This is a genomic window from Pseudarthrobacter enclensis (genome assembly GCF_030811655.1).
GTDB lineage: Bacteria > Actinomycetota > Actinomycetes > Actinomycetales > Micrococcaceae > Arthrobacter > Arthrobacter enclensis_A.
Genome location: NZ_JAUSRE010000014.1, coordinates 18,561 through 36,663 on the forward strand (window position 1 = coordinate 18,561; position 18,103 = coordinate 36,663).

An 18,103-nucleotide genomic window follows, 5' to 3' on the forward strand; every position below is an offset into this window, starting at 1 on the left:
GATCAGTTCAGTTCTGGATGAATGCATTGATCTTGTCGATGACCGGCAGGGCGTCCGCCAGGGCTTTGCGGTCCTGGTCGGTGAGGGTGCCGAGGATCTCGGCCATCACCTGGTTGCGGCGCTTGTTCGCGGAGTCGACGGCGGCACGGCCTTCGTCAGTCAGGATCACCCGGACAGCGCGGGAGTCGGTTGGGTCCGGCTCCCGCCGGGCAAGGCCGGCGCGTTCAAGCTTGATGATCTGCTCCGTAGCGCTGGGTACACGCACGCCGAGGTTCCGGGCAATCTCGCCGACGCGCTGGCCTTCTCCCATCAACATCTTGAGGGTGCTGAGCTGGGCGGCGCTGAGTTCACCGTCGGCGTCCAGGCGCCGAACGAGGTAAACACCGTGTCGGAGGGCTTCGCGGAACCCGCTGGCGAGTTCCTGCAGTTGGGCATCGTTCGTATTCATCATTAGGTAGCCTAACAGTTAGGGTACCTAACGGTCAAGGGTTAAAGCTTCAGCTTCATGCCCACATGGCTTCCTTCGAACCCGAGCTGCCCGTAGAACCGTTGGGCCGCTGAACGGCTCGCATGGGTGGTCAGCTGCATCAGGCTGCAGCCGCGCCTCCTTGACTCCCCGATTGCCCACCCCACCATGAGCTTCCCCACGCCCTGGCCGCGAAGTGCTGCCGCTACCCGGACGCCCTCAAGCTGCGAGCGCCAGGCTCCCTGCCTGGAGATGCCGGGGAGGAAGCTCAGCTGGAAGGTGGCAACCACCGGGCCGCCCGGTTCGCCTGGCGGCACCAGCCCGCCCACCAGCAGCAGGTGGTTGGGATCGGCCTCGATCGCCTCGAAAGCGCGCAGGTACGGCTCCATGTCCTCGGCAATTTCGCGGCCTGCGCCCAGGGCATCGTCTGCCAGCAGCCGCACCATGGCAGGCAGGTCGTCGCGGGTGGCATGGCGCAGGCGGAACGTGCCGCCTTCAACCTCGGCGGTGAACACGACAGGAGCGGCATCGTCAGTAGGGATCACCCGCCCAGCTTGGCACAGGAAAAGAACGACGCCGGCACTCGCGGAAGTGCCGGCGTCGTCCTGATGCGGCGTTGCCGGAATTCCTGCAGGATCTGATGGAGCGTGGCGTCAGGGGGTGCAGGAAGTGATGGCGCGTGGCAGGGGGTGGCTCAGGCGGGGGTGCCTGCCATTTCCGCCTGCCGTTCCTCCACCAAGGTGGCAACGGCGTCGAACAGCGGGTGCCCGGGCTCGAGGCCGGTGATCCTGGCCGTGGCGTCAGAGGGATTCTCGGACCCCAGGATGGCCGCGAGCTCGGTGGCCTCGGCATCGGCGGGATCGTTGAACCGAAGGGCGGACGCAATGGCACCCAGCAGGGCCTCCGGCACCACGCCGCGTTCGGCGAGTTCCGCGGCCGGGCCGATGAAGCGCTCGTGCCGGCCCAGCTTCCGGAGAGGAGCCCGGCCCACCCGGTTTACGGTGTCCGGCAGGTACGGGTTGGTGAACCTGGCCAGGATCTTCCGGACGTAGGCCTCCTGCTCATCGTTGCTGAACTCGTGCTTGGCCACCAGGAGCTGCTTGGTCTCCTCCAGCACTGCGCGCACATCCTCGGCCACGTCCTGGTCCGCCATGGCCTCGGAGATTTTCTCCAGGCCTGCTTCGAACCCGAAGTACGCCGCCGAGGCGTGCCCGGTGTTGACCGTGAACAGCTTCCGTTCGATGTACGGCGAAAGGTCGTCCACGAAGGTGGCTCCGGGGATTACCGGGGCGGCATCACCAAAGGCGGTCCGGTCGATGACCCACTCGTAGAAGGTTTCCACGGTAACGTCCAGGCCCTGCCCCGCCTCCTGGTTGGGCACGATCCGGTCCACGGCGGTGTTGGCGAAAACCGCCTTCCCATCCAGCACAGCGGCGGTGACCCCCGGCTGGGAGGCCACCTCCTTTGCCAGGATGTCCGTGGCGTTGATCGCGTTCTCGCAGGCCATCACCTGCAGGGGCGCCATGCCGGGCTCCCTGGCAACGATGCCCTTGGCGATCACGGGCGCCACGAACTTCAGGATGTGCGGCCCCACGGCGGTGGTGACGATGTCCGCCGTCGCAATTTCCTGGACCAGCTCCGCTTCCTGGGCGTTGGAGTTCAGGGCCCGGAAGTTGTCCACCGTGCGCACCGCGGGGTTCTCGCCCACCTCATGCACGGCGTAGCTGTCCGCTTCCTTGAGCCGGTTGATGAGTTCCTCAGCGACGTCCGCGAACACCACCTCGTAGCCTGCGTCGTGCAGGAGCAGGCCCACGAAGCCGCGGCCGATGTTGCCGGCACCAAAATGTACTGCCTTCACTACGCGTTGACCTTTCCGAAGAGCTCCAGGACTTCGTCCTCGGACGTGGCAGCCTCAAGCCGTGCCACCTGCTCCTTGTTCGTGAAGACCTTGGCGATGGAGGACAGGATGTGCAGGTGTTCGTTGTTGATGCCTGCGACACCCACCACGAACTTAACTTCCTTGCCGTTCCAGTCGATGCCTTCGGGGTAGCGGATGACGGACACTGCCGACTTGCGGATGTGGTCCTTGGCGGCGTTGGTGCCGTGCGGGATGGCAAGGAAGCTGCCCATGTAGGTGGACACCGATTCCTCGCGTTCGTGCATGGCGGCGATGTAGCCTTCGTCCACGGCGCCACGGGCCAGCAGCAGCCTGCCCGCCTCGTCAATTGCGGCGTCGCGGGTGGTGGCGGAACCGGTCAGGATTACGCTTTCGCGCGCCAGGATCTCCGGGGAGCCTGCCGGTGCCGCGGCAGCGGCTGCGGGCTGGGCGTCCAGCGGCGCGTCGGCGGCGTGCGCGCCGTGGGTGGCACCGGCGTCGCCTGCTTCGCCCTCGGTGTTGCTCTCCCGGACCAGCTCTACGATCTCGTCATAGCGCGGGCTGTTCATGAAGTTGTCCACGGAGTAGTGGACGGCACTGGAGGTGACCGGCTTGGCGCGTTCGGTCAGGTCCTGGTGGGTGACCACAACGTCGTAGGTGTCGCTGAGGTTGGCGATGGAGGCGTTGGTGACCTTGACGTCCGGGAACCCGGCCGCCTTGATCTTGTTCCGCAGCACCGAGGCGCCCATGGCGCTGGAGCCCATGCCGGCGTCGCAAGCGAAGACGATGTTCCGCACCGGGCCGGCGAGGACGCCCACTCCGCCGCGGCCGGCGGCAGCGGCGCCTGCGGCAGTCCCTGCACCGGCACCGGTGAGCGTGGAAGCAACGGAGCTCTTCTTGCCCTTCATTGCCTCCATGCGGGAAGTGGCGTCGCCGAGGTCCGCCTCGTCACTGTGCTTGGTGGTCCGCAGGATCACCGAGGAGACCAGGAAGGACACCGTCGCGGCGAGCACCACCGACAGGATCACGCCGAAGTAACTGTCGCGGGAGGTCTGCGCCAGCACGGCGAAGATGGAACCAGGCGCGGCCGGTGCCACGAGGCCCGAGTTGGTGATGGCCAGGGTGGCGATGCCGGTCATGCCGCCGGCGATCGTGCCCAGGATCAGCAGCGGGCGCATCAGGACGTACGGGAAGTAGATCTCGTGGATGCCGCCGAAGAACTGGATGATGGCCGCGCCGGGCGCCGATGCCTTGGCAGCGCCTCGGCCGAAGAACGTGTAAGCGAGCAGCAGGCCCAGGCCGGGGCCGGGGTTGGCCTCCAGCAGGAACAGGATGGACTTGCCCTGCTCCAGGGACTGCTGCACGCCCAGCGGGGTGAGCACGCCGTGGTTGATGGCGTTGTTGAGGAACAGGACCTTGGCGGGTTCGATGAAGATGCTGGTCAGCGGCAGCAGGCCGTTGTGGACCAGGAACTGCACGAAGTTTCCCGCGGCCGTACTGAAGGCGGTAACCAGGGGCGATATGCCGTAGAAGCCCAGCAATGCCAGGAGCGCACCCCAGATGCCTGCGGAGAAGTTGTTGACCAGCATTTCGAAGCCGGGGCGGATCTTGCCGTCCCAGATCATGTCGATCTTCTTCATGGTCCAGCCGCCCAGGGGGCCCATGATCATGGCGCCGATGAACATCGGGATGCCGGCGCCCACGATCACGCCCATGGTGCCGATGGCACCGACCACGCCGCCGCGGACGTCGTAGACCATCTTGCCGCCGGTGTAACCGATGAGCAGCGGCAGGAGGTAGGTGATCATGGGGCCTACCAGGCCAATATTGGGCTTTCCATCAGTCTCGCCGAAACCACCGAGCTGCGGAACGGGCAGCCAGCCCTTCTCGATGAAGAGGGCGGTGATGATGCCCCAGGCGATGAACGCGCCAATGTTGGGCATGATCATGCCGGACAGGAATGTCCCGAACTTTTGGACGTGCACGCGCGCGCTGGTGCGGGGTTTTGCAACTGTCTCTGTTGCCATGTGATTTCCTAACCGTCATTCCTGCTGCTCCGCAGGATTGGTCCGATGATTACGACGACGTACTGCTGGGTATTGCGGGTTGTGGGGCTAACCGGCCGGGCTTGTGGAGATCCGGTGCAGCCATTCGAGGAAAAGCTTGAGTTCCGAGCTGGAAAGCTGGTCAGAGTGCGAGGCCTGAAGTGCGGCGTTCAGGGCGATCGCTGCCACCACCACCGAGGACTTCCCGGTGCCGCCCGTGGCCGGGCCGCTGGCGGGCTCGGCGGACACCGCGAAGATCATGGCGTCCCGGGTCATGGTGGACAGTTCAAGGTTGCGTTCGGTGGCGGGCTCCGCAATCAGCATCAGCGTCACGCCCACGTTGGCCGCCAGGATGGACCTGGCCGCCTCCCTGGGCTGGACGTTGAGCTGGCCCGCCGCCGCTGCCTTGTTCAGCATCTCCTCCATCAGTGCCTCGGCGTCAGCCACGATGGCCGGCCGGCTTTCCGGGCGGATGTTGCCGAACATCACCAGGTACAACTCGGGCTGGTTCAGGCCGAACTGGACGTGGTTGTCCCACATTCTCCGGATGTCCTCAAGAGGCTGTCCGGAGGGGGCGAAGTCCCTTTCGCCCGCGACATATTCTTCAAACCCTGCGGCGACGACGGCGTCGAACAGACCTTCCTTGTCACCGAAGTGGTGGTACAGCGTAGGAGCCGACACCCCTGCCAGCTGGGTGATCTGGCGGGTGGAGACCGGAGCCCCCGCGGAATTTGCCAGCAGTTCCGCGGCAGCACGGAGCAGCCGCATTTTGGGGGGAAGCTGGCCATCCAAACTCATAACCGCTACCCTAGCACCTATAGCGTTGCTATATGAACTGAATCACATACAATTTTTTCAGGCACGTTTCCTGCCCCTGGACGTAGCAGTCCTCCGGCGGACCCGGCACGGCGCCGGAGAACTTGGCGGGCCTGTCTACCGGCAGAGAATGAGGACCTTCAGTGCAGAACTTCCCAGGAGTAGGCGTCAGCCCCGGCCGTATCATCGGCACCATCCGGCAGATGCCCAAACCCATCAGTGAGCCTCCCGCCGGTGAACAGCTGGCACCGGACACCACTGCCGAGGAAGCCACTGCAGCACTGAAGGCGGCCTCCCAGGCCGTCCATGACGAACTGAAGGAGCGCGCCGCGCACGCCGTAGGCGATGGCAAGGCGGTACTGGAAGCCACGGCGCTCATGGCCAAGGACACCATGCTGATCAAGGGTGCGGCCAAGCTGGTGGCCCGGGGCACCTCCGCCGAACGGGCCATTTGGGAATCCGGCTCCTCCGTGTCCGAAATGCTGCACAACCTGGGCGGTTACATGGCCGAGCGCGCCACCGACGTCCTGGACGTCCGCGCACGCATCGTGGCCGAGTTGCGGGGCGTGCCCGCACCCGGCATTCCCGCCTCCAGCACCCCGTTCGTCCTGGTGGCGGAGGACCTTGCCCCTGCCGACACCGCCACGCTTGATCCCAACAAGGTGCTGGCACTGGTTACCGCGGGCGGCGGCCCCCAGTCGCACACCGCCATCATCGCCCGCTCCCTGGGCCTGCCGGCCGTGGTTGCTGCCGTGGGCGTCGACGAACTGCCGGACGGCACCGAGGTGTACGTGGACGGCGCGGCCGGCCTCATCACCGCCGAGCCCGATGAATCCCTCCGCGCGACGGCTGAGGCATGGGCTGCCACGGCGTCGCTGCTGGCTGAGTTCACCGGCACGGGCACGACGGCGGACGGCCACGAAGTGCCGTTGCTCGCCAACGTGGGCGGCGGCAAGGACGCAGAAGCGGCCGCGAAGCTGGGCGCCCAGGGCGTGGGCCTGTTCCGCACGGAGTTCTGCTTCCTGGAACGGGACACCGAACCGTCCGTTGAGGAACAGGCGGCCGCCTACAAGAGCGTCTTCGATGCCTTCCCGGGCAAGAAGGTGGTCCTGCGCACCCTGGACGCGGGCGCCGACAAGCCGCTGCCCTTCCTCACCGACTCCACGGAGCCCAACCCGGCCCTCGGCGTCCGCGGCTACCGCACCGACTTCACCACCCCCGGCGTCCTGGACCGGCAGCTCGAAGCCATTGCACTGGCGCAGCAGCAGTCCGAAGCCGACGTCTGGGTCATGGCCCCCATGATCTCCACAGCGGAGGAAGCCTCCCGCTTCGCATCCATGTGCGCAGACGCCGGGATCAAGACCCCAGGCGTGATGGTTGAGGTCCCCTCGGCTGCCCTGACCGCCGAGTCCATACTCCGCGAAGTCGCCTTCGCCAGCCTGGGCACCAATGACCTCACCCAGTACGCCATGGCCGCGGACCGCCAGCTCGGCCCGCTGGCCAACCTGAACACCCCGTGGCAGCCCGCGGTCCTGCGCCTCGTGGGGCTGACGGTGGAGGGGTCCCGGGCGGAAGGCCACAACAAGCCCGTTGGCGTCTGTGGTGAGGCTGCCGCGGACCCGGCCCTCGCCGTCGTCCTCACCGGCCTTGGCGTCAGCACCCTCTCCATGACGGCGCGTTCGCTCGCCGCTGTGGCAGCGGTCCTGAAGACAGTCACCCTGTCCGACGCCCAGGAACTGGCCAAGCTGGCCCTGTCCGCACCGAGCGCCACCGAAGCCCGCGCGTGGGTGCGGGAGAAGCTGCCCGTACTCGAGGAGCTGGGCCTCTAACCCCGCCGCCGGCCGCACGCGGGATAGGCTACGTCCATGGCACTGATAGCCCCCCGCGTCACGGCCGGCCTCCCTGCCGGTGAGGCCCGCAGCCTTGCGCGCTCCCTCGAGGACAGCAATGACATCACCGTCTTCGTGGACGGCACCGTCCACCGCCTGCCCGGGCAGGCCCGGGACGCCGTCGTGGACCTGCTCGCCAGGCTCAGCCGCGGCGAAACTGTGACGGTCAGCAGCGTGGAGGAGATGCTCACCACCTCACGGGCAGCCGAACTCGCGGGCATTTCGCACACCTACCTGCGGAACATGACGGACCGCGGCGAGATTCCCGTGGAGTACCGGGGGTCGCACCGCCGGATCCGGACAGCCGACATCATGGCGTGGCTGGAGCAACAGAAGGCCGCCGCCCAAAAACACGCGGACCAAAAGCACAAACACGAGAAGGCTGCCGCGGACCCCGCCGGCGCAGGTAAATAGTGCTGCCCCGCTTGTTCCGCGTGCGGGGCCGGAAGGACCCGCGGCTTCAGGCAACCGAGGTGGAAGCAAACGGACTCAGGGGCCGCATCCTCTGGGCCGGCAGAACTCCCGCCCCGGGACCGGACGCCGCCGGCTCCGCAGCACCCGCCTACATCCTCATCCACGGCATCGGCGTTTCCCACCGCTACCTCCGGCGGCTCCACCACGAACTCGCCGCCGTTGCCCCCACCTATTCCCTGGATTTGCCGGGCTTTGCCGGCACGCCAAAACCCGGGCGGCAGCTGTCCGTGGCGGACTATGGCGCCTTCATCGCCCAGGCGCTGAAAGCGAACGGCATCAGGTCGTACATCCTGGTGGGCCACTCCATGGGCGCACAGTTCGCCATCGAGACGGCCCTCTACGCCCCCGGGCAGGCGCAGCGGCTGGTCCTGATGGGTCCGGTCGTGGACGCGCGGCACCGTAGTATCCGGCGGCAGGGCCTGGCGCTGTTCCTGGACGCGCTCCTCCGGGAAAGTGCCTCCTCCAACTGGCTCGTCTTCTCGGACTACTTCCGCTGCGGCCCGCGCTGGTACTTCACTATGTTGCCCGTGATGTTGGCCTACCCCACGGAGTCGAGGCTGGCAGGGATCAACGTTCCCGTGCTGGTCCTGCGCGGCAACCATGACCAGGTGGCCGGTGCCGACTGGTCGCTCCGGCTTTCGCAGGTGGTGCCGCAGGGCAGCTTCGTTGAAATTGCCCGGGCAGGACACGTGGCCCAGCACCTGCGCCCGCGCGAAGTGGCAGCCGCGATCAGGTCCTTTGCCGGTTCACCGGATGGAGCGGCCGCCGGGTAGCTCTGGTCCCGGGCCTTGATTTCCTCAGATGCGCGGCCGCGACGCCCACCGGCGCATCTTGAGTGCGGCGTGCAGTTCCAGCCGGGGCAGGCCCTTCAACGGGTCCACCCCCAGCAGCTGCCGGATCCGGCCCAGCCTGTTGTAAATGCTGCTGCGGTGCAGGTGGAGCCTGGTGGCCACGTCCTGGACGGAACCGTCGTTGTCATAGAGCAGCTCAAGGACAGGGATGAGCTCGCCGTTGCGGTCATGGTCCTCCAGCATCCGGAAGTACACGGAGCCCGAGTCAGCCCAGGCGCCCACCCCTCCCCCGGCCGAGGCCAGGAGCTGGTACACGCCGGTGGACCGGCAGTCCACCAGCTCGCCAAGCTGGGAATCCACCGCCGCCGCCTGGGCTGCCACCCGGGACTGCCGGTACGCCTCCGAGAGCTGGCGGGTTTTGGCAAAGCCCTCGCTGATGCCCAGGATGATCCGGTGCACCGGGCGGCCGGAACGCTTGGCCAGCTCAAGCTGGTAGTGGACCAAAAGCTGGGCGTGGTTGGCCCGGCCCGTGGTCTCGCGGAACAACACCACGGAGTGCGTTTCCGTTCCGGCACTGAAGAGCGCGGCATCCATTCCCACCGTTGCCTGCAGGGCGGTGGACCGATGGATCAGGGTGGACGCGATGGGGTCAGGTCCGCTGGCCCATCCGTCCGCGTCCAGCACTGTGACCATCTGCCATGGACCCCGGCCCTGGACTTCCTTCCAGCCCGCCACCGCGGCCACCGCATTGGGCTCCCCGGAACATGCCAGCAGGAACTCCCGCTCACGGCCCCGGCGGAACTCGGATTCAGCCGTATTTGAGTCAAGCAGAAGGCCTGACAGCAGCTCAAGCTCATGGTTGACGCCCGGCAACTGCGTGAGGATCGCCGTCGGGCTTTCCTCTGCCGACTCCTGCTGCACCCACAGGTAGCCCACTCTGAAACCCCGGACCATCAGCGGGACGCAGACGCGGCCCAGCATGCCGAGCTCCGGGTTGGCGGGAATCACGACGGGGCGGACGGCCGTGGCGATTCCGTGCGAGAGCTGCCATGCGCTCACGTCCGCCGGGACCTTCTTGCTCAACAGGAAATTCACGCGCACCCTGTCGGCATGCGACTGGTTGGAGCTGTAGGCGAGCAGGAGTCCGTCCAGGTCCTCAAGGGACAACCCGCGGCCCAGCTTCTGGGCCACCTGCTCGACGAGCTGTTCCACATCCTGCTGCTGCATGGGGCAACACTACTGCCTTGGCGGCGCGACAGACGAACCAACAGGAGGCGACACCTGACGCTTCAGGACTCGACAGGTGTCGAGCCGACGGTACGAAAAACCGCGGAATATCAAGGTTGTTAACGTCCCAGGTTTGACGGCCCATGTCGCCTGGCTCACAGCCGGATTTATCGTTGAAACACGAAAGCATTTCCGCATTTCCGGCCCACCGGCCCTACAAACTGGAGCAGACGATGATCATCGGCGTCCCCAAAGAAATCAAGAACAACGAATTCCGGGTGGCCATCACCGCCGCCGGTGTCCACGAATTCCTTACGCACGGCCACACCGTCCTCGTAGAGCGCGGGGCCGGCCTGGGTTCGGGCATCACCGACGAGGAATACTCGATCGCCGGCGCCGAGATCGTCAACGAAGCCGATGACGTCTGGGCACGCGCCGACATGGTGATGAAGGTCAAGGAGCCCATCAAGTCCGAGTACCACCGCTTCCGCAAGGGCCTGATCCTCTTCACCTACCTGCACCTGGCAGCCGAGCCGGAACTGACCAAGGAACTCATCAACTCCGGCGTCACCGCCATCGCCTACGAAACCGTCCAGGAGGGCCGCTCCCTCCCGCTGCTGGCACCGATGTCCGAAGTTGCCGGCCGCCTGTCCGTCCAGGTCGGCGCCACCTCGCTGATGGCCCCCGCCGGCGGCAAGGGCGTGCTCATGGGCGGCGTGCCCGGCGTCCGCCCCGCCAAGGTGGTTGTCCTGGGCGCCGGTGTTGCCGGCACCAACGCAGCAGCCATGGCTCTGGGCCTGGGCGCCGACGTCACCATCCTGGACATCAACATTAACCGCCTGCGCGAACTGGACGCCCTGTACCAGGGCCGGCTGAAGACGGTGGCCTCCAACAAGTACGAGATCGAAAAGTCCGTGGTGGACGCGGACCTGGTCATCGGCTCGGTCCTGATCCCCGGTGCCAAGGCCCCCAAGCTGGTCACCAACGACCTCGTGGCCCGGATGAAGCCCGGCTCGGTCCTGGTGGACATCGCCGTGGACCAGGGCGGCTGCTTCGAGGACACCCACCCCACCACGCACCAGGAACCCACCTACAAGGTGCACAACACCATCTTCTACTGCGTCGCCAACATGCCGGGCGCCGTCCCCAACACCTCCACCTACGCTCTGACCAACGTCACCCTGCGCTACGCGGTTTCGCTGGCGAACCTGGGCGTCAAGGCCGCCTTCGACCGCGACCCCGCCCTCGCCGCCGGGCTCAACATCGCCGCCGGCCACGTGGCTCACCACTCCGTGTCCGAGGCCCACGGACTGCCCCTCGTCGCTGACTGGCACGAGCTGGTTTCCGCCTAGTCACCCTTCATCGATTGCTCCGTAGTTGTCCTTTTGAACGCTCAGAACGGCAATTACGGAGCAATCGATCACTCATTTAAATACGCGTGCGGCTTCGATAACCTTCAGGACCTCCACGGCATCCTCCGGGTTTACGGGAAGGGGCAACTGTGAACTGGCGCCGCCGTCGAGGATTTTCGCTGCCAGCATGCGGTAGAACTCGGGGTAGTTCCCCCGTTCCGTGGGGAGCCGGTCCAGGTGTGCGTCCCGGCCCAGGAACCCGGCCCATTCCGTGTCTTCCCGGCCGTAGGCAGGGTCCAAAGGGCTGCCACCGGCAGCAAGGTAGGGCTCCTGAGGGTCCACGCCGTTCTTGGTGAAGCCGCCGATGGAGCCAAGGACACGGAAGCGGGGCCCCTGCTGTGCGCACAGCACATTCATGCTGAGGTGGCTGGTCACCCCGGAATCATGGCGCAGAACCAGGAAAACATCGTCATCCGCACGCTCGTCGGACCGCCGCGCCTTCAGCTCGGCGTGGAGCACCGTGGCGGGTCCAAACAGCTGCAGGGCCTGGTCGATGAGGTGGCTGCCAAGATCGAAGAGCACCCCACCTCCGTCCGCCGCCGTGGCCCGCGCCTTCCACGCCTTGGCGATGGCCGGGGACCAGCGCTCGAAACGTGATTCGAACCGGGTCACGGCGCCGAAGGCCTGGGCAGCCAGCAACTTCTGCAGGGTGAGGAAATCGCCGTCCCACCTCCGGTTGTGGAACACGGTCAGCACCCGGCCCAGCTGCCGCGCCAGCTCAACCAGCTCCTGCCCCTGCGCGCTGGTGACCGCGAACGGTTTGTCCACCACAACATCCAGCCCTGCTTCCAGGGCGGCCCTGGCCAGCGGATGGTGCGTCGCCGGCGGCGTGGCCAGCACCACCAGGTCAAGGTCCGTTGCCCGTTTAAGGACCTCCGCCAAGTCGCGCACCACATCAACCCCCGGAAGCCGGGATGAGGCACCCGCCTGCCGCCCGGCGTCGGACGTTGCAATGACGTCCAGCGAATAGCTGGGGTCGGCAGACAGCAGCGGGGCGTGGAATACGCTCCCTGCCAGCCCGTAGCCGACGACGGCGGTGCGGATGCTGCGCGGGGAGCCTTCGGTTCCGGTCATGGAAGCTACGCTACCCCTCGGTGCGCACTGTTAAACAGGGCCGGCACCCCTGGCCACCAGGGGTGCCGGCCTGTCCGCTGGGCTGTGTTACTTCTTTTCCCAGCCGATGGTGGTCCAGTCCGGAACCTGGGACAGGCTCTGGAACAGCGACGGGCCGTAGTTGGCCAGGCCGGAACGGACGAAGGAGATCTGCGGGCCGTTGAAGACCACGCCCATGGAGTAGTACTTGGCCATGTGCTCCTTCTCCACGTCCATGGCTGCCTTGTTGCGGGCGGCGTTGTCCTCGATGGAAGCGAGGTCGGCGATCTTCTTATCCAGCTCGGCGTCGCCCAGCTTGTTCTCGTTGACCTTGGAGTCGTAGTACTGCTTGACCGCATCAGTGGCATCGGGACCAACGGTGTAGCCGGAAATGCTCAGATCGAATTCGCGGCTGCCCAGGACCTTGCCGAAGTCGGCGGAGGCGCGCTGGTCAATCCCGACATCCATGCCGCCCGCCTGGAGCTGCTTCTGCAGGGTCTGGGCCACTGCGAGGGTGGTGGGATCGTCACCGAAGTTGCTGATCTTGAAGGCAGCGGGCTTGCCGTCCTTTTCCATGATGCCGTTGGCGTTGGCCGTGTAGCCGGCGTCGGTGAGGACCTTCTTGGCGGCATCGGGTCCGGTCTCCTTGACCGGGTAGTTGTCCTGGTAGTAGTCGGAAAACGGCATCAGCATCATGGATCCGGAGCTGGGCTCCTCCCAGTTGAGGCCGTTGAAGCGGACCTTCCGGAGGGCTTCGCGGTCCACGGCGGCGAAGATTGCCTTGCGCACGTTGACGTCGGTGATGCGCTGGGCGTTGAGGTTCAGGCCGCCGGCAAAGAGCCGCTGGCCGCGCCGGATGTCGGTGTCCTTAGTGCCGTCAAGCTGCTTGTAGAGGGAGATGGTGTTGGCGTTCATGGCGTCGATCTCGCCGTTCTTGAACGCAGCAATCTGCGCGCTGGTCTCCAGCTGGCGGAAGGTCACGTTGGACAGGACGGGCTTCTGGCCCCACCACTTGTCGTTCGGCACCATGGTCACCGTCTTGGCCGCGGCATCGTACTGGTCCAGCTTGAAGGGACCGGCCATCCACTCGGGGTGCAGGTTGCCGTTGAAGCCCTCGTTGAAGATCTTGGGGGTGTTGACGGCGGGGTGGATGAGGCCGAAGAAAAGCGAATCCACCGGGAACACCGGACGGCTGGTCTTGACAATGACTTCCTTGTCGTTGCTGCCGGCCTCGACGGAATCGACGAACTCGTAGGCGCCTGAGCTGACGATGTCATAGCCGGCGTCCGGGCTCTTGAGGATGTTCCAGGTGTTCTTGAAGGCCCTGACGTCGATGGGGGTGCCGTCATTGTAGGTGGCCTTGGGGTTCACCTTGATGGTGATGGTCTGCTTGCCGTCCTTGACCACGCTGTCCACCGACTCGCAGAAATCCGGGTTGGGGGTGACCTTGCCCTTGAAGTCCACCTTCCAGCAGCCGCCAATGCCGCCGCTGTTCATTGCCACCGGGTTCATGGGGACCTGAAGTGCGGAGTTGTCAGCGCTGTTGCCGTTGTTGGAGAAGCCGTTGAAGTCAGGGCCGATGTTGCCCACGGGAAGGGTGACCTTGCCGCCCTGCTGAAGATCGGCTGCCGGCTTCTCGTTAATGCTGATCAGTTTGGAGAGGTCGCTCCCCGAGTCCTGTCCCTTTGCTGTCTCCGGGCCGCTGGCACCGCCACCGCCGCAGGCCGTCAGCGCCAGGGCCGCAGCAATGGCTGCAGCTCCGGCGATCCTGTTCAGTTTCCTCATGGTTTTCCCTTCATTGTGGTGCGAGTGGTGGTGCTTGGGGTCGAGAAATCTCAGGGGGAATGGTGCTCCGCGTTTCGTGGACCACCAGCATGTCCTCATCCAGTTCCCCGTCAGGGAAGAAGCATGCGAACCGCTGGTCTGCGGTGGAGGCCGCGGCTTCCAGTGGCGGTTCCAGGGTGAGGCACTTTTCCTGCTTGGCCGGCGGCAGCGCCGCAAAGACGGGACAACGGGTGGCGAAGTTGCACCCCTTGGGAGCCTGCAGCGGCGAGGGCAGGTCGCCCTGGAGGATGATCCGTTCGCGGGTGCGTTCCAGCTGCGGGTCCGGTACGGGGATGGCGGAGAGGAGCGCGCGGGTGTAGGGGTGCCGGGGGTTATCGAAGACGCGGTCCACCGCGCCGATCTCCACGATCTTCCCGAGGTACATGACCGCCACGCGGTTGGAGATGTGGCGCACCACCGATAGATCGTGCGCCACGAGCAGGTAGCTCAGGCCCAGGTCTGCGCGCAGGTGGTCCAGCAGGTTGATAACGCCGGCCTGGACAGACACGTCAAGGGCTGAGACGGGCTCGTCCAGGACCACCAGCTTGGGGTTCACCGCGAGGGCCCGGGCGATTCCGATCCGCTGGCGCTGGCCGCCGGAGAACTGGTTGGGGAAGCGGTTGACGTGGTCCGGCTGCAGGCCCACCAGCTTCATCAGTTCCATGATCCGTTTCCTGATGGCCTCCCGGCCCATGCCGGCGTTCTCCAGGGGTTCGGCCAGGACTTCGTAGACGGTGAACCGGGGATCCAGCGCGCCGGTGGGGTCCTGGAACACCATCTGGAGTTCGCGCCGCATCCCGGCTTTGGTCTTAGCGTCGGCCGCCTGCTTGTTGCTGAGGCTCCCGATCACCACCTCGCCGTCCTGGCCGGGGTGGAACTCCATGATTTCCAGCAGGGTGGTGGTCTTTCCCGAGCCCGACTCGCCCACAATGGAGAAGCACTCGCCTTCGCGGATGTCGAAGCTCACGCCGTCCACGGCCTTGACGGTGCCGATTTTCCGCTTGATCAGGGCACCCCTGGTCAAGGAGAAGTGCTTGCGCACCTCCTTGAGCTGCAGCACGGTCCGGCGCTCCTCCCGGGGTACTGTGTCGAAGCGGGACACCGGCACCGGCGGGGCAGCGAACACGTCGTGGACATCCACGGAGCCGCCAAGGGATCCCGACTTGATGCAGGCGGCACGGTGCAGCGTACCAGCGCCGACCGGTTCCAGGTCCGGCTCACCGTCGAGGCATGCGTCCGACGCGAGCGGGCAGCGGGGGGCGAACGAGCAACCCGTGGGAGGGGTCAGGAGGTTCGGCGGCATCCCTTCGATGGGAACCAGCGAGGTCTTTTCCGTCACGTCCACCCGGGGGACGGCGCCGAGCAGCCCCAGGGTGTAGGGCATACGGGGACTGTAGTAGATATCGTCCACGGCGCCGGTTTCCACCGGCTTTCCCGCGTACATGACCATGATGTCGTCTGCCATCCCGGCCACCACACCAAGATCGTGCGTGATCATGACGACGGCGGCGCCGGTCTCCTCCTGCGCCGTGTGGAGCACCTCAAGGACCTGGGCCTGGATGGTAACGTCCAGGGCCGTCGTCGGCTCATCGGCGATCAGGACGCGCGGGTTGTTGGCGATGGCAATGGCAATCATGACGCGCTGGCGCATCCCGCCGGAGAATTCGTGCGGGAACGCCTTCAACCGTTCCCTGGGGCTTGGAATACCCACCATGGCCAGGAGTTCGACGGCGCGTGCTTCCTTTGCCTTCCTGCTCATGGCGGGGTGGTGGATGGTCAGCGCCTCGATGATTTGCGTGCCGACGGTAAACACAGGGGTCAGCGAGGAGAGGGGGTCCTGGAAGACCATGGCAAGGTCGTTGCCGCGGAACGCGCACATGTCCTTGTCGCTCAGTCCCAGCAGTTCCCGGCCCTTGAGCCGTACGGAACCGGAGACCTGGGCCGTTGGCGGGAGCAGTCCCATGATGGCCAGCGAGGTGACGGACTTGCCCGACCCCGATTCACCCACGATTCCCAGCGTCTTCCCGGGCAGGAGGTCGAAGTCGACGCCCCTGACAGCGTGGACCACGCCATTTTCGGAGTTGAACCGGACATTCAGGCCCCGAACGGACAGGACGGCATCGGCAGGGGCATGCAGCCCCGCCGCGTGCAGGCGCTCCACGCCGGCCCGGGCTGGTTCGGTGGCTCCGGTGGTGGTTTTGCTGCTCATGCCGCCTTCTTTTCCGCGCTGGTCTTGCGGGCTTTGGCCTTCTTGGCTTTTCCGGTGGAACTTGAGCTGGGATCAAAGGCGTCCCGCAGGCCATCGTTCATCATGGCCAGGGAGCCGGTCAGCAGGAACATCACCGTGAGTGGTACCCAGAACATCCAGGGGAAGGTCTGCACCTGGGAGGTGGCGCCCCCGATCAGTACGCCGAGGCTCACGTCCGGCACCTTGATGCCGATGCCGATGAACGAAAAGGCCACCTCGGCCAGGATCGCCGCCGTGACGCCGCGGGTGATGTCCAGGATCAGGAGGGAACCAATGTTCGGAACCAGGTGCCGCCACACGATGCGCCGCGGCGGGACGCCCATGTACTGGGCTGCCTTGACGAAGTCCCGCTGCATCAGCGACATCGACATGGAACGGATCAGGCGAGCCGTTCCCATCCAGCTGAACACCAGCAGGACGATGATCAGCAGCAGCCAGGAAGGAACGTCGCGCTTAAGGCCCGCACCTCCGCCGCTGGTGGCGACGGCGACCACCAGGAGCGCCGGCATCATGATCAGCGCCTCCAGGATGAACAGCATCACCTTGTCCACCTTGCCGCCGAAGTAGGCCATGGTGCAGCCGTAGACGGCGGCGATCAGGACTGACACCAGGCCCACCACAAGGCCGATGAGGATGGAGATCCTGGTGCCCTCGACGGTCATGGCATAGAGGTCGATTCCCGCCTGGGACGTCCCAAGATAGTGGTCGGCGGACGGCGGCATCCCGATGTTGAAGGGGTCGATGGTTTCCTTGTCCCACGGCGTGAAGAACCCGCCGATGAACGAGAAGACCGTCAGGGCCACAAAGATGGCGAGGCCCGCCACTGCCGTCCTGTTGCGCAGGAACCGGCGGAAGATGATGGTGTTCTTGCCGATGACGACGTCGGCACTTTCCAGGTGCGCGTCCTGCGCCACCGCTGCCGGGTCAACGGCGTTCAGGTTGGTCATGGCTACTGCACCCGTACTCTGGGGTCGACAAGCGTGGTGGCGAAGTCCGCCAGGATGGCGCCGATGGCGAAGATGACAGAGCCGTAGGCCAGCGTTGCCGTGGCTGCGTTGACGTCCTGCAGGGAGATGGCGTCGATGCTCCAGGAGCCAACGCCGGGCCAGGCGAAGATCTTTTCGGCGAAAAACCCGCCGGCGAAAATGGCCGGGACGGTGAAAGCGATGCTCTGGGCCACGGGGATGAAGGAAACGCGGAGGGCGTGCCGGGCGATTGCCCGGTTCCGGCTTAAGCCCTTGGCCCGGGCGGTCCGGACAAAGTCTGCATTGACGTTGTCCAGCAGGTATTGCCGCTGCGCGATCTGGTAGGCGCCCCAGCCCACCAGCGTGATGGCAACCGTGGGCACCACATAATGCGCCAGCAGGTCAACGAACTGGGGCCATCCGGGGGCAACCCCTGGCGTGGAGATGCCGGTGACGAAGAAGATCCGGTCACCCACGGTTTCGTTGATGCTGATGGCACCCAACTGCACCAGGAAGTAGGCGATGGGAGCAGGAACGATGTAGGCGAGGTAACTATAGGACGTTATGACGCGGTCCTGGAACTTGTACTGCCGCGCCGCCGAGTAGACACCCAGTGCGACCCCGATGACGAGGGTCAGGATGATGGACGCCAGGAAGAGCCGGGTGGAAATCCAGACCCGGTCCCCGAACTCGGCGTTGATGTATGCCCCATTGGGACTCCGGCCCCAGTCCCAGCGGGTAACAATTGCGGTGAGCCAGTCCACGTAGCGCTGCCACGGGCTGAGGTCCGGGTCCAGGCCCTTCAACCGCATGGAGTTGGCGACTTGTTCCGGAGTGGGCCGGGGAATGCGTTCCTGCTCCAGAAGCGCCGGCTTAAGCGAGCTGACCGCCAGGAAATAGCCGGCGGACGTGGTGAGGAAGATCATCACCACATACGTGATGCCGCGCTTGGCGAGGTACTTGAGCATGGGCGCCGCT

The 18,103-nt window shown here is 65.7% G+C and carries 15 protein-coding genes; 4 read left to right on the plus strand and 11 right to left on the minus strand.

The window, feature by feature from the left end:
* Positions 1-7: 7 nt before the first annotated feature.
* The 5 genes from J2X98_RS13780 to J2X98_RS13800 form a co-directional block, all read right to left on the minus strand.
* Complete coding sequence (locus tag J2X98_RS13780) at positions 8-448, minus strand: MarR family winged helix-turn-helix transcriptional regulator (RefSeq protein WP_307309329.1); 441 nt, start codon at positions 446-448, stop codon at positions 8-10.
* Between the two features lie 41 nt (positions 449-489).
* On the minus strand, positions 490-981 hold the full coding sequence (locus tag J2X98_RS13785) for a GNAT family N-acetyltransferase (RefSeq protein WP_307309331.1): 492 nt from the start codon (positions 979-981) through the stop codon (positions 490-492).
* A gap of 179 nt (positions 982-1,160) precedes the next feature.
* Positions 1,161-2,324 (minus strand): mannitol-1-phosphate 5-dehydrogenase, encoded by a 1,164-nt coding sequence (locus J2X98_RS13790; protein ID WP_307309115.1) that lies wholly within the window; start codon positions 2,322-2,324, stop codon positions 1,161-1,163.
* Positions 2,324-4,369, minus strand: coding sequence for a PTS mannitol transporter subunit IICBA (locus J2X98_RS13795; protein ID WP_141945058.1), 2,046 nt, complete (start codon positions 4,367-4,369; stop codon positions 2,324-2,326). Before J2X98_RS13795 ends, J2X98_RS13790 begins: the two co-directional genes overlap by 1 nt.
* A gap of 87 nt (positions 4,370-4,456) precedes the next feature.
* Positions 4,457-5,185 (minus strand): TetR/AcrR family transcriptional regulator, encoded by a 729-nt coding sequence (locus tag J2X98_RS13800; protein WP_141945056.1) that lies wholly within the window; start codon positions 5,183-5,185, stop codon positions 4,457-4,459.
* A gap of 161 nt (positions 5,186-5,346) precedes the next feature.
* Between J2X98_RS13800 and ptsP the strand changes: the two genes are divergently transcribed.
* Genes ptsP through J2X98_RS13815 form a run of 3 tightly spaced genes read left to right on the plus strand, consistent with a single transcriptional unit; the run spans position 5,347 to position 8,339 of the window.
* Entirely contained in the window at positions 5,347-7,032 is a 1,686-nt protein-coding gene (gene ptsP / locus J2X98_RS13805) for a phosphoenolpyruvate--protein phosphotransferase (protein ID WP_307309120.1), read from the plus strand.
* A gap of 36 nt (positions 7,033-7,068) precedes the next feature.
* Positions 7,069-7,506, plus strand: a complete 438-nt coding sequence (locus J2X98_RS13810) for a helix-turn-helix domain-containing protein (RefSeq protein WP_307309123.1) — start codon at positions 7,069-7,071, stop codon at positions 7,504-7,506.
* A gap of 59 nt (positions 7,507-7,565) precedes the next feature.
* Positions 7,566-8,339 (plus strand): alpha/beta fold hydrolase, encoded by a 774-nt coding sequence (locus tag J2X98_RS13815; protein WP_307309126.1) that lies wholly within the window; start codon positions 7,566-7,568, stop codon positions 8,337-8,339.
* Positions 8,340-8,363: 24 nt separating this feature from the next.
* Here the strand turns inward: J2X98_RS13815 and J2X98_RS13820 are convergent, their stop codons facing one another.
* The gene (locus tag J2X98_RS13820) at positions 8,364-9,584 is read right to left on the minus strand and encodes a PucR family transcriptional regulator (protein WP_141945050.1); all 1,221 of its coding nucleotides are present in this window, start codon (positions 9,582-9,584) and stop codon (positions 8,364-8,366) included.
* 233 nt (positions 9,585-9,817) lie between these two features.
* Between J2X98_RS13820 and ald the strand changes: the two genes are divergently transcribed.
* The gene (gene ald / locus J2X98_RS13825) at positions 9,818-10,936 is read left to right on the plus strand and encodes an alanine dehydrogenase (RefSeq protein WP_141946682.1); all 1,119 of its coding nucleotides are present in this window, start codon (positions 9,818-9,820) and stop codon (positions 10,934-10,936) included.
* Between the two features lie 72 nt (positions 10,937-11,008).
* Here the strand turns inward: ald and J2X98_RS13830 are convergent, their stop codons facing one another.
* From J2X98_RS13830 to J2X98_RS13850, 5 genes are all read right to left on the minus strand, one after another.
* A complete protein-coding gene (locus tag J2X98_RS13830; protein ID WP_307309128.1) occupies positions 11,009-12,070 on the minus strand; it encodes a Gfo/Idh/MocA family protein in 1,062 nt (353 codons plus the stop codon).
* 87 nt (positions 12,071-12,157) lie between these two features.
* Entirely contained in the window at positions 12,158-13,873 is a 1,716-nt protein-coding gene (locus J2X98_RS13835; protein WP_141945046.1) for an ABC transporter family substrate-binding protein, read from the minus strand.
* A 10-nt stretch (positions 13,874-13,883) separates the two neighbouring features.
* Positions 13,884-16,121, minus strand: coding sequence for an ABC transporter ATP-binding protein (locus tag J2X98_RS13840; protein ID WP_307309133.1), 2,238 nt, complete (start codon positions 16,119-16,121; stop codon positions 13,884-13,886).
* On the minus strand, positions 16,118-17,107 hold the full coding sequence (locus J2X98_RS13845) for an ABC transporter permease (RefSeq protein WP_141945042.1): 990 nt from the start codon (positions 17,105-17,107) through the stop codon (positions 16,118-16,120). The genes J2X98_RS13840 and J2X98_RS13845 overlap by 4 nt, the downstream gene beginning before the upstream one ends.
* A 2-nt stretch (positions 17,108-17,109) precedes the next feature.
* Positions 17,110-18,093, minus strand: a complete 984-nt coding sequence (locus J2X98_RS13850; protein ID WP_141945040.1) for an ABC transporter permease — start codon at positions 18,091-18,093, stop codon at positions 17,110-17,112.
* Positions 18,094-18,103: the final 10 nt, after the last annotated feature.

Coding starts and splice junctions, on each gene's coding strand:
- J2X98_RS13845 (WP_141945042.1), bottom strand. CDS start 17,107: ATGACCAACCTGAACGCCGTTGACCCGGCAGCGGTGGCGCAGGACGCG.
- J2X98_RS13820 (WP_141945050.1), bottom strand. CDS start 9,584: ATGCAGCAGCAGGATGTGGAACAGCTCGTCGAGCAGGTGGCCCAGAAG.
- J2X98_RS13835 (WP_141945046.1), bottom strand. CDS start 13,873: ATGAGGAAACTGAACAGGATCGCCGGAGCTGCAGCCATTGCTGCGGCC.
- J2X98_RS13850 (WP_141945040.1), bottom strand. CDS start 18,093: ATGCTCAAGTACCTCGCCAAGCGCGGCATCACGTATGTGGTGATGATC.
- J2X98_RS13830 (WP_307309128.1), bottom strand. CDS start 12,070: ATGACCGGAACCGAAGGCTCCCCGCGCAGCATCCGCACCGCCGTCGTC.
- J2X98_RS13810 (WP_307309123.1), top strand. CDS start 7,069: ATGGCACTGATAGCCCCCCGCGTCACGGCCGGCCTCCCTGCCGGTGAG.
- J2X98_RS13780 (WP_307309329.1), bottom strand. CDS start 448: ATGAATACGAACGATGCCCAACTGCAGGAACTCGCCAGCGGGTTCCGC.
- ald (WP_141946682.1), top strand. CDS start 9,818: ATGATCATCGGCGTCCCCAAAGAAATCAAGAACAACGAATTCCGGGTG.
- J2X98_RS13795 (WP_141945058.1), bottom strand. CDS start 4,369: ATGGCAACAGAGACAGTTGCAAAACCCCGCACCAGCGCGCGCGTGCAC.
- J2X98_RS13800 (WP_141945056.1), bottom strand. CDS start 5,185: ATGAGTTTGGATGGCCAGCTTCCCCCCAAAATGCGGCTGCTCCGTGCT.
- J2X98_RS13840 (WP_307309133.1), bottom strand. CDS start 16,121: ATGAGCAGCAAAACCACCACCGGAGCCACCGAACCAGCCCGGGCCGGC.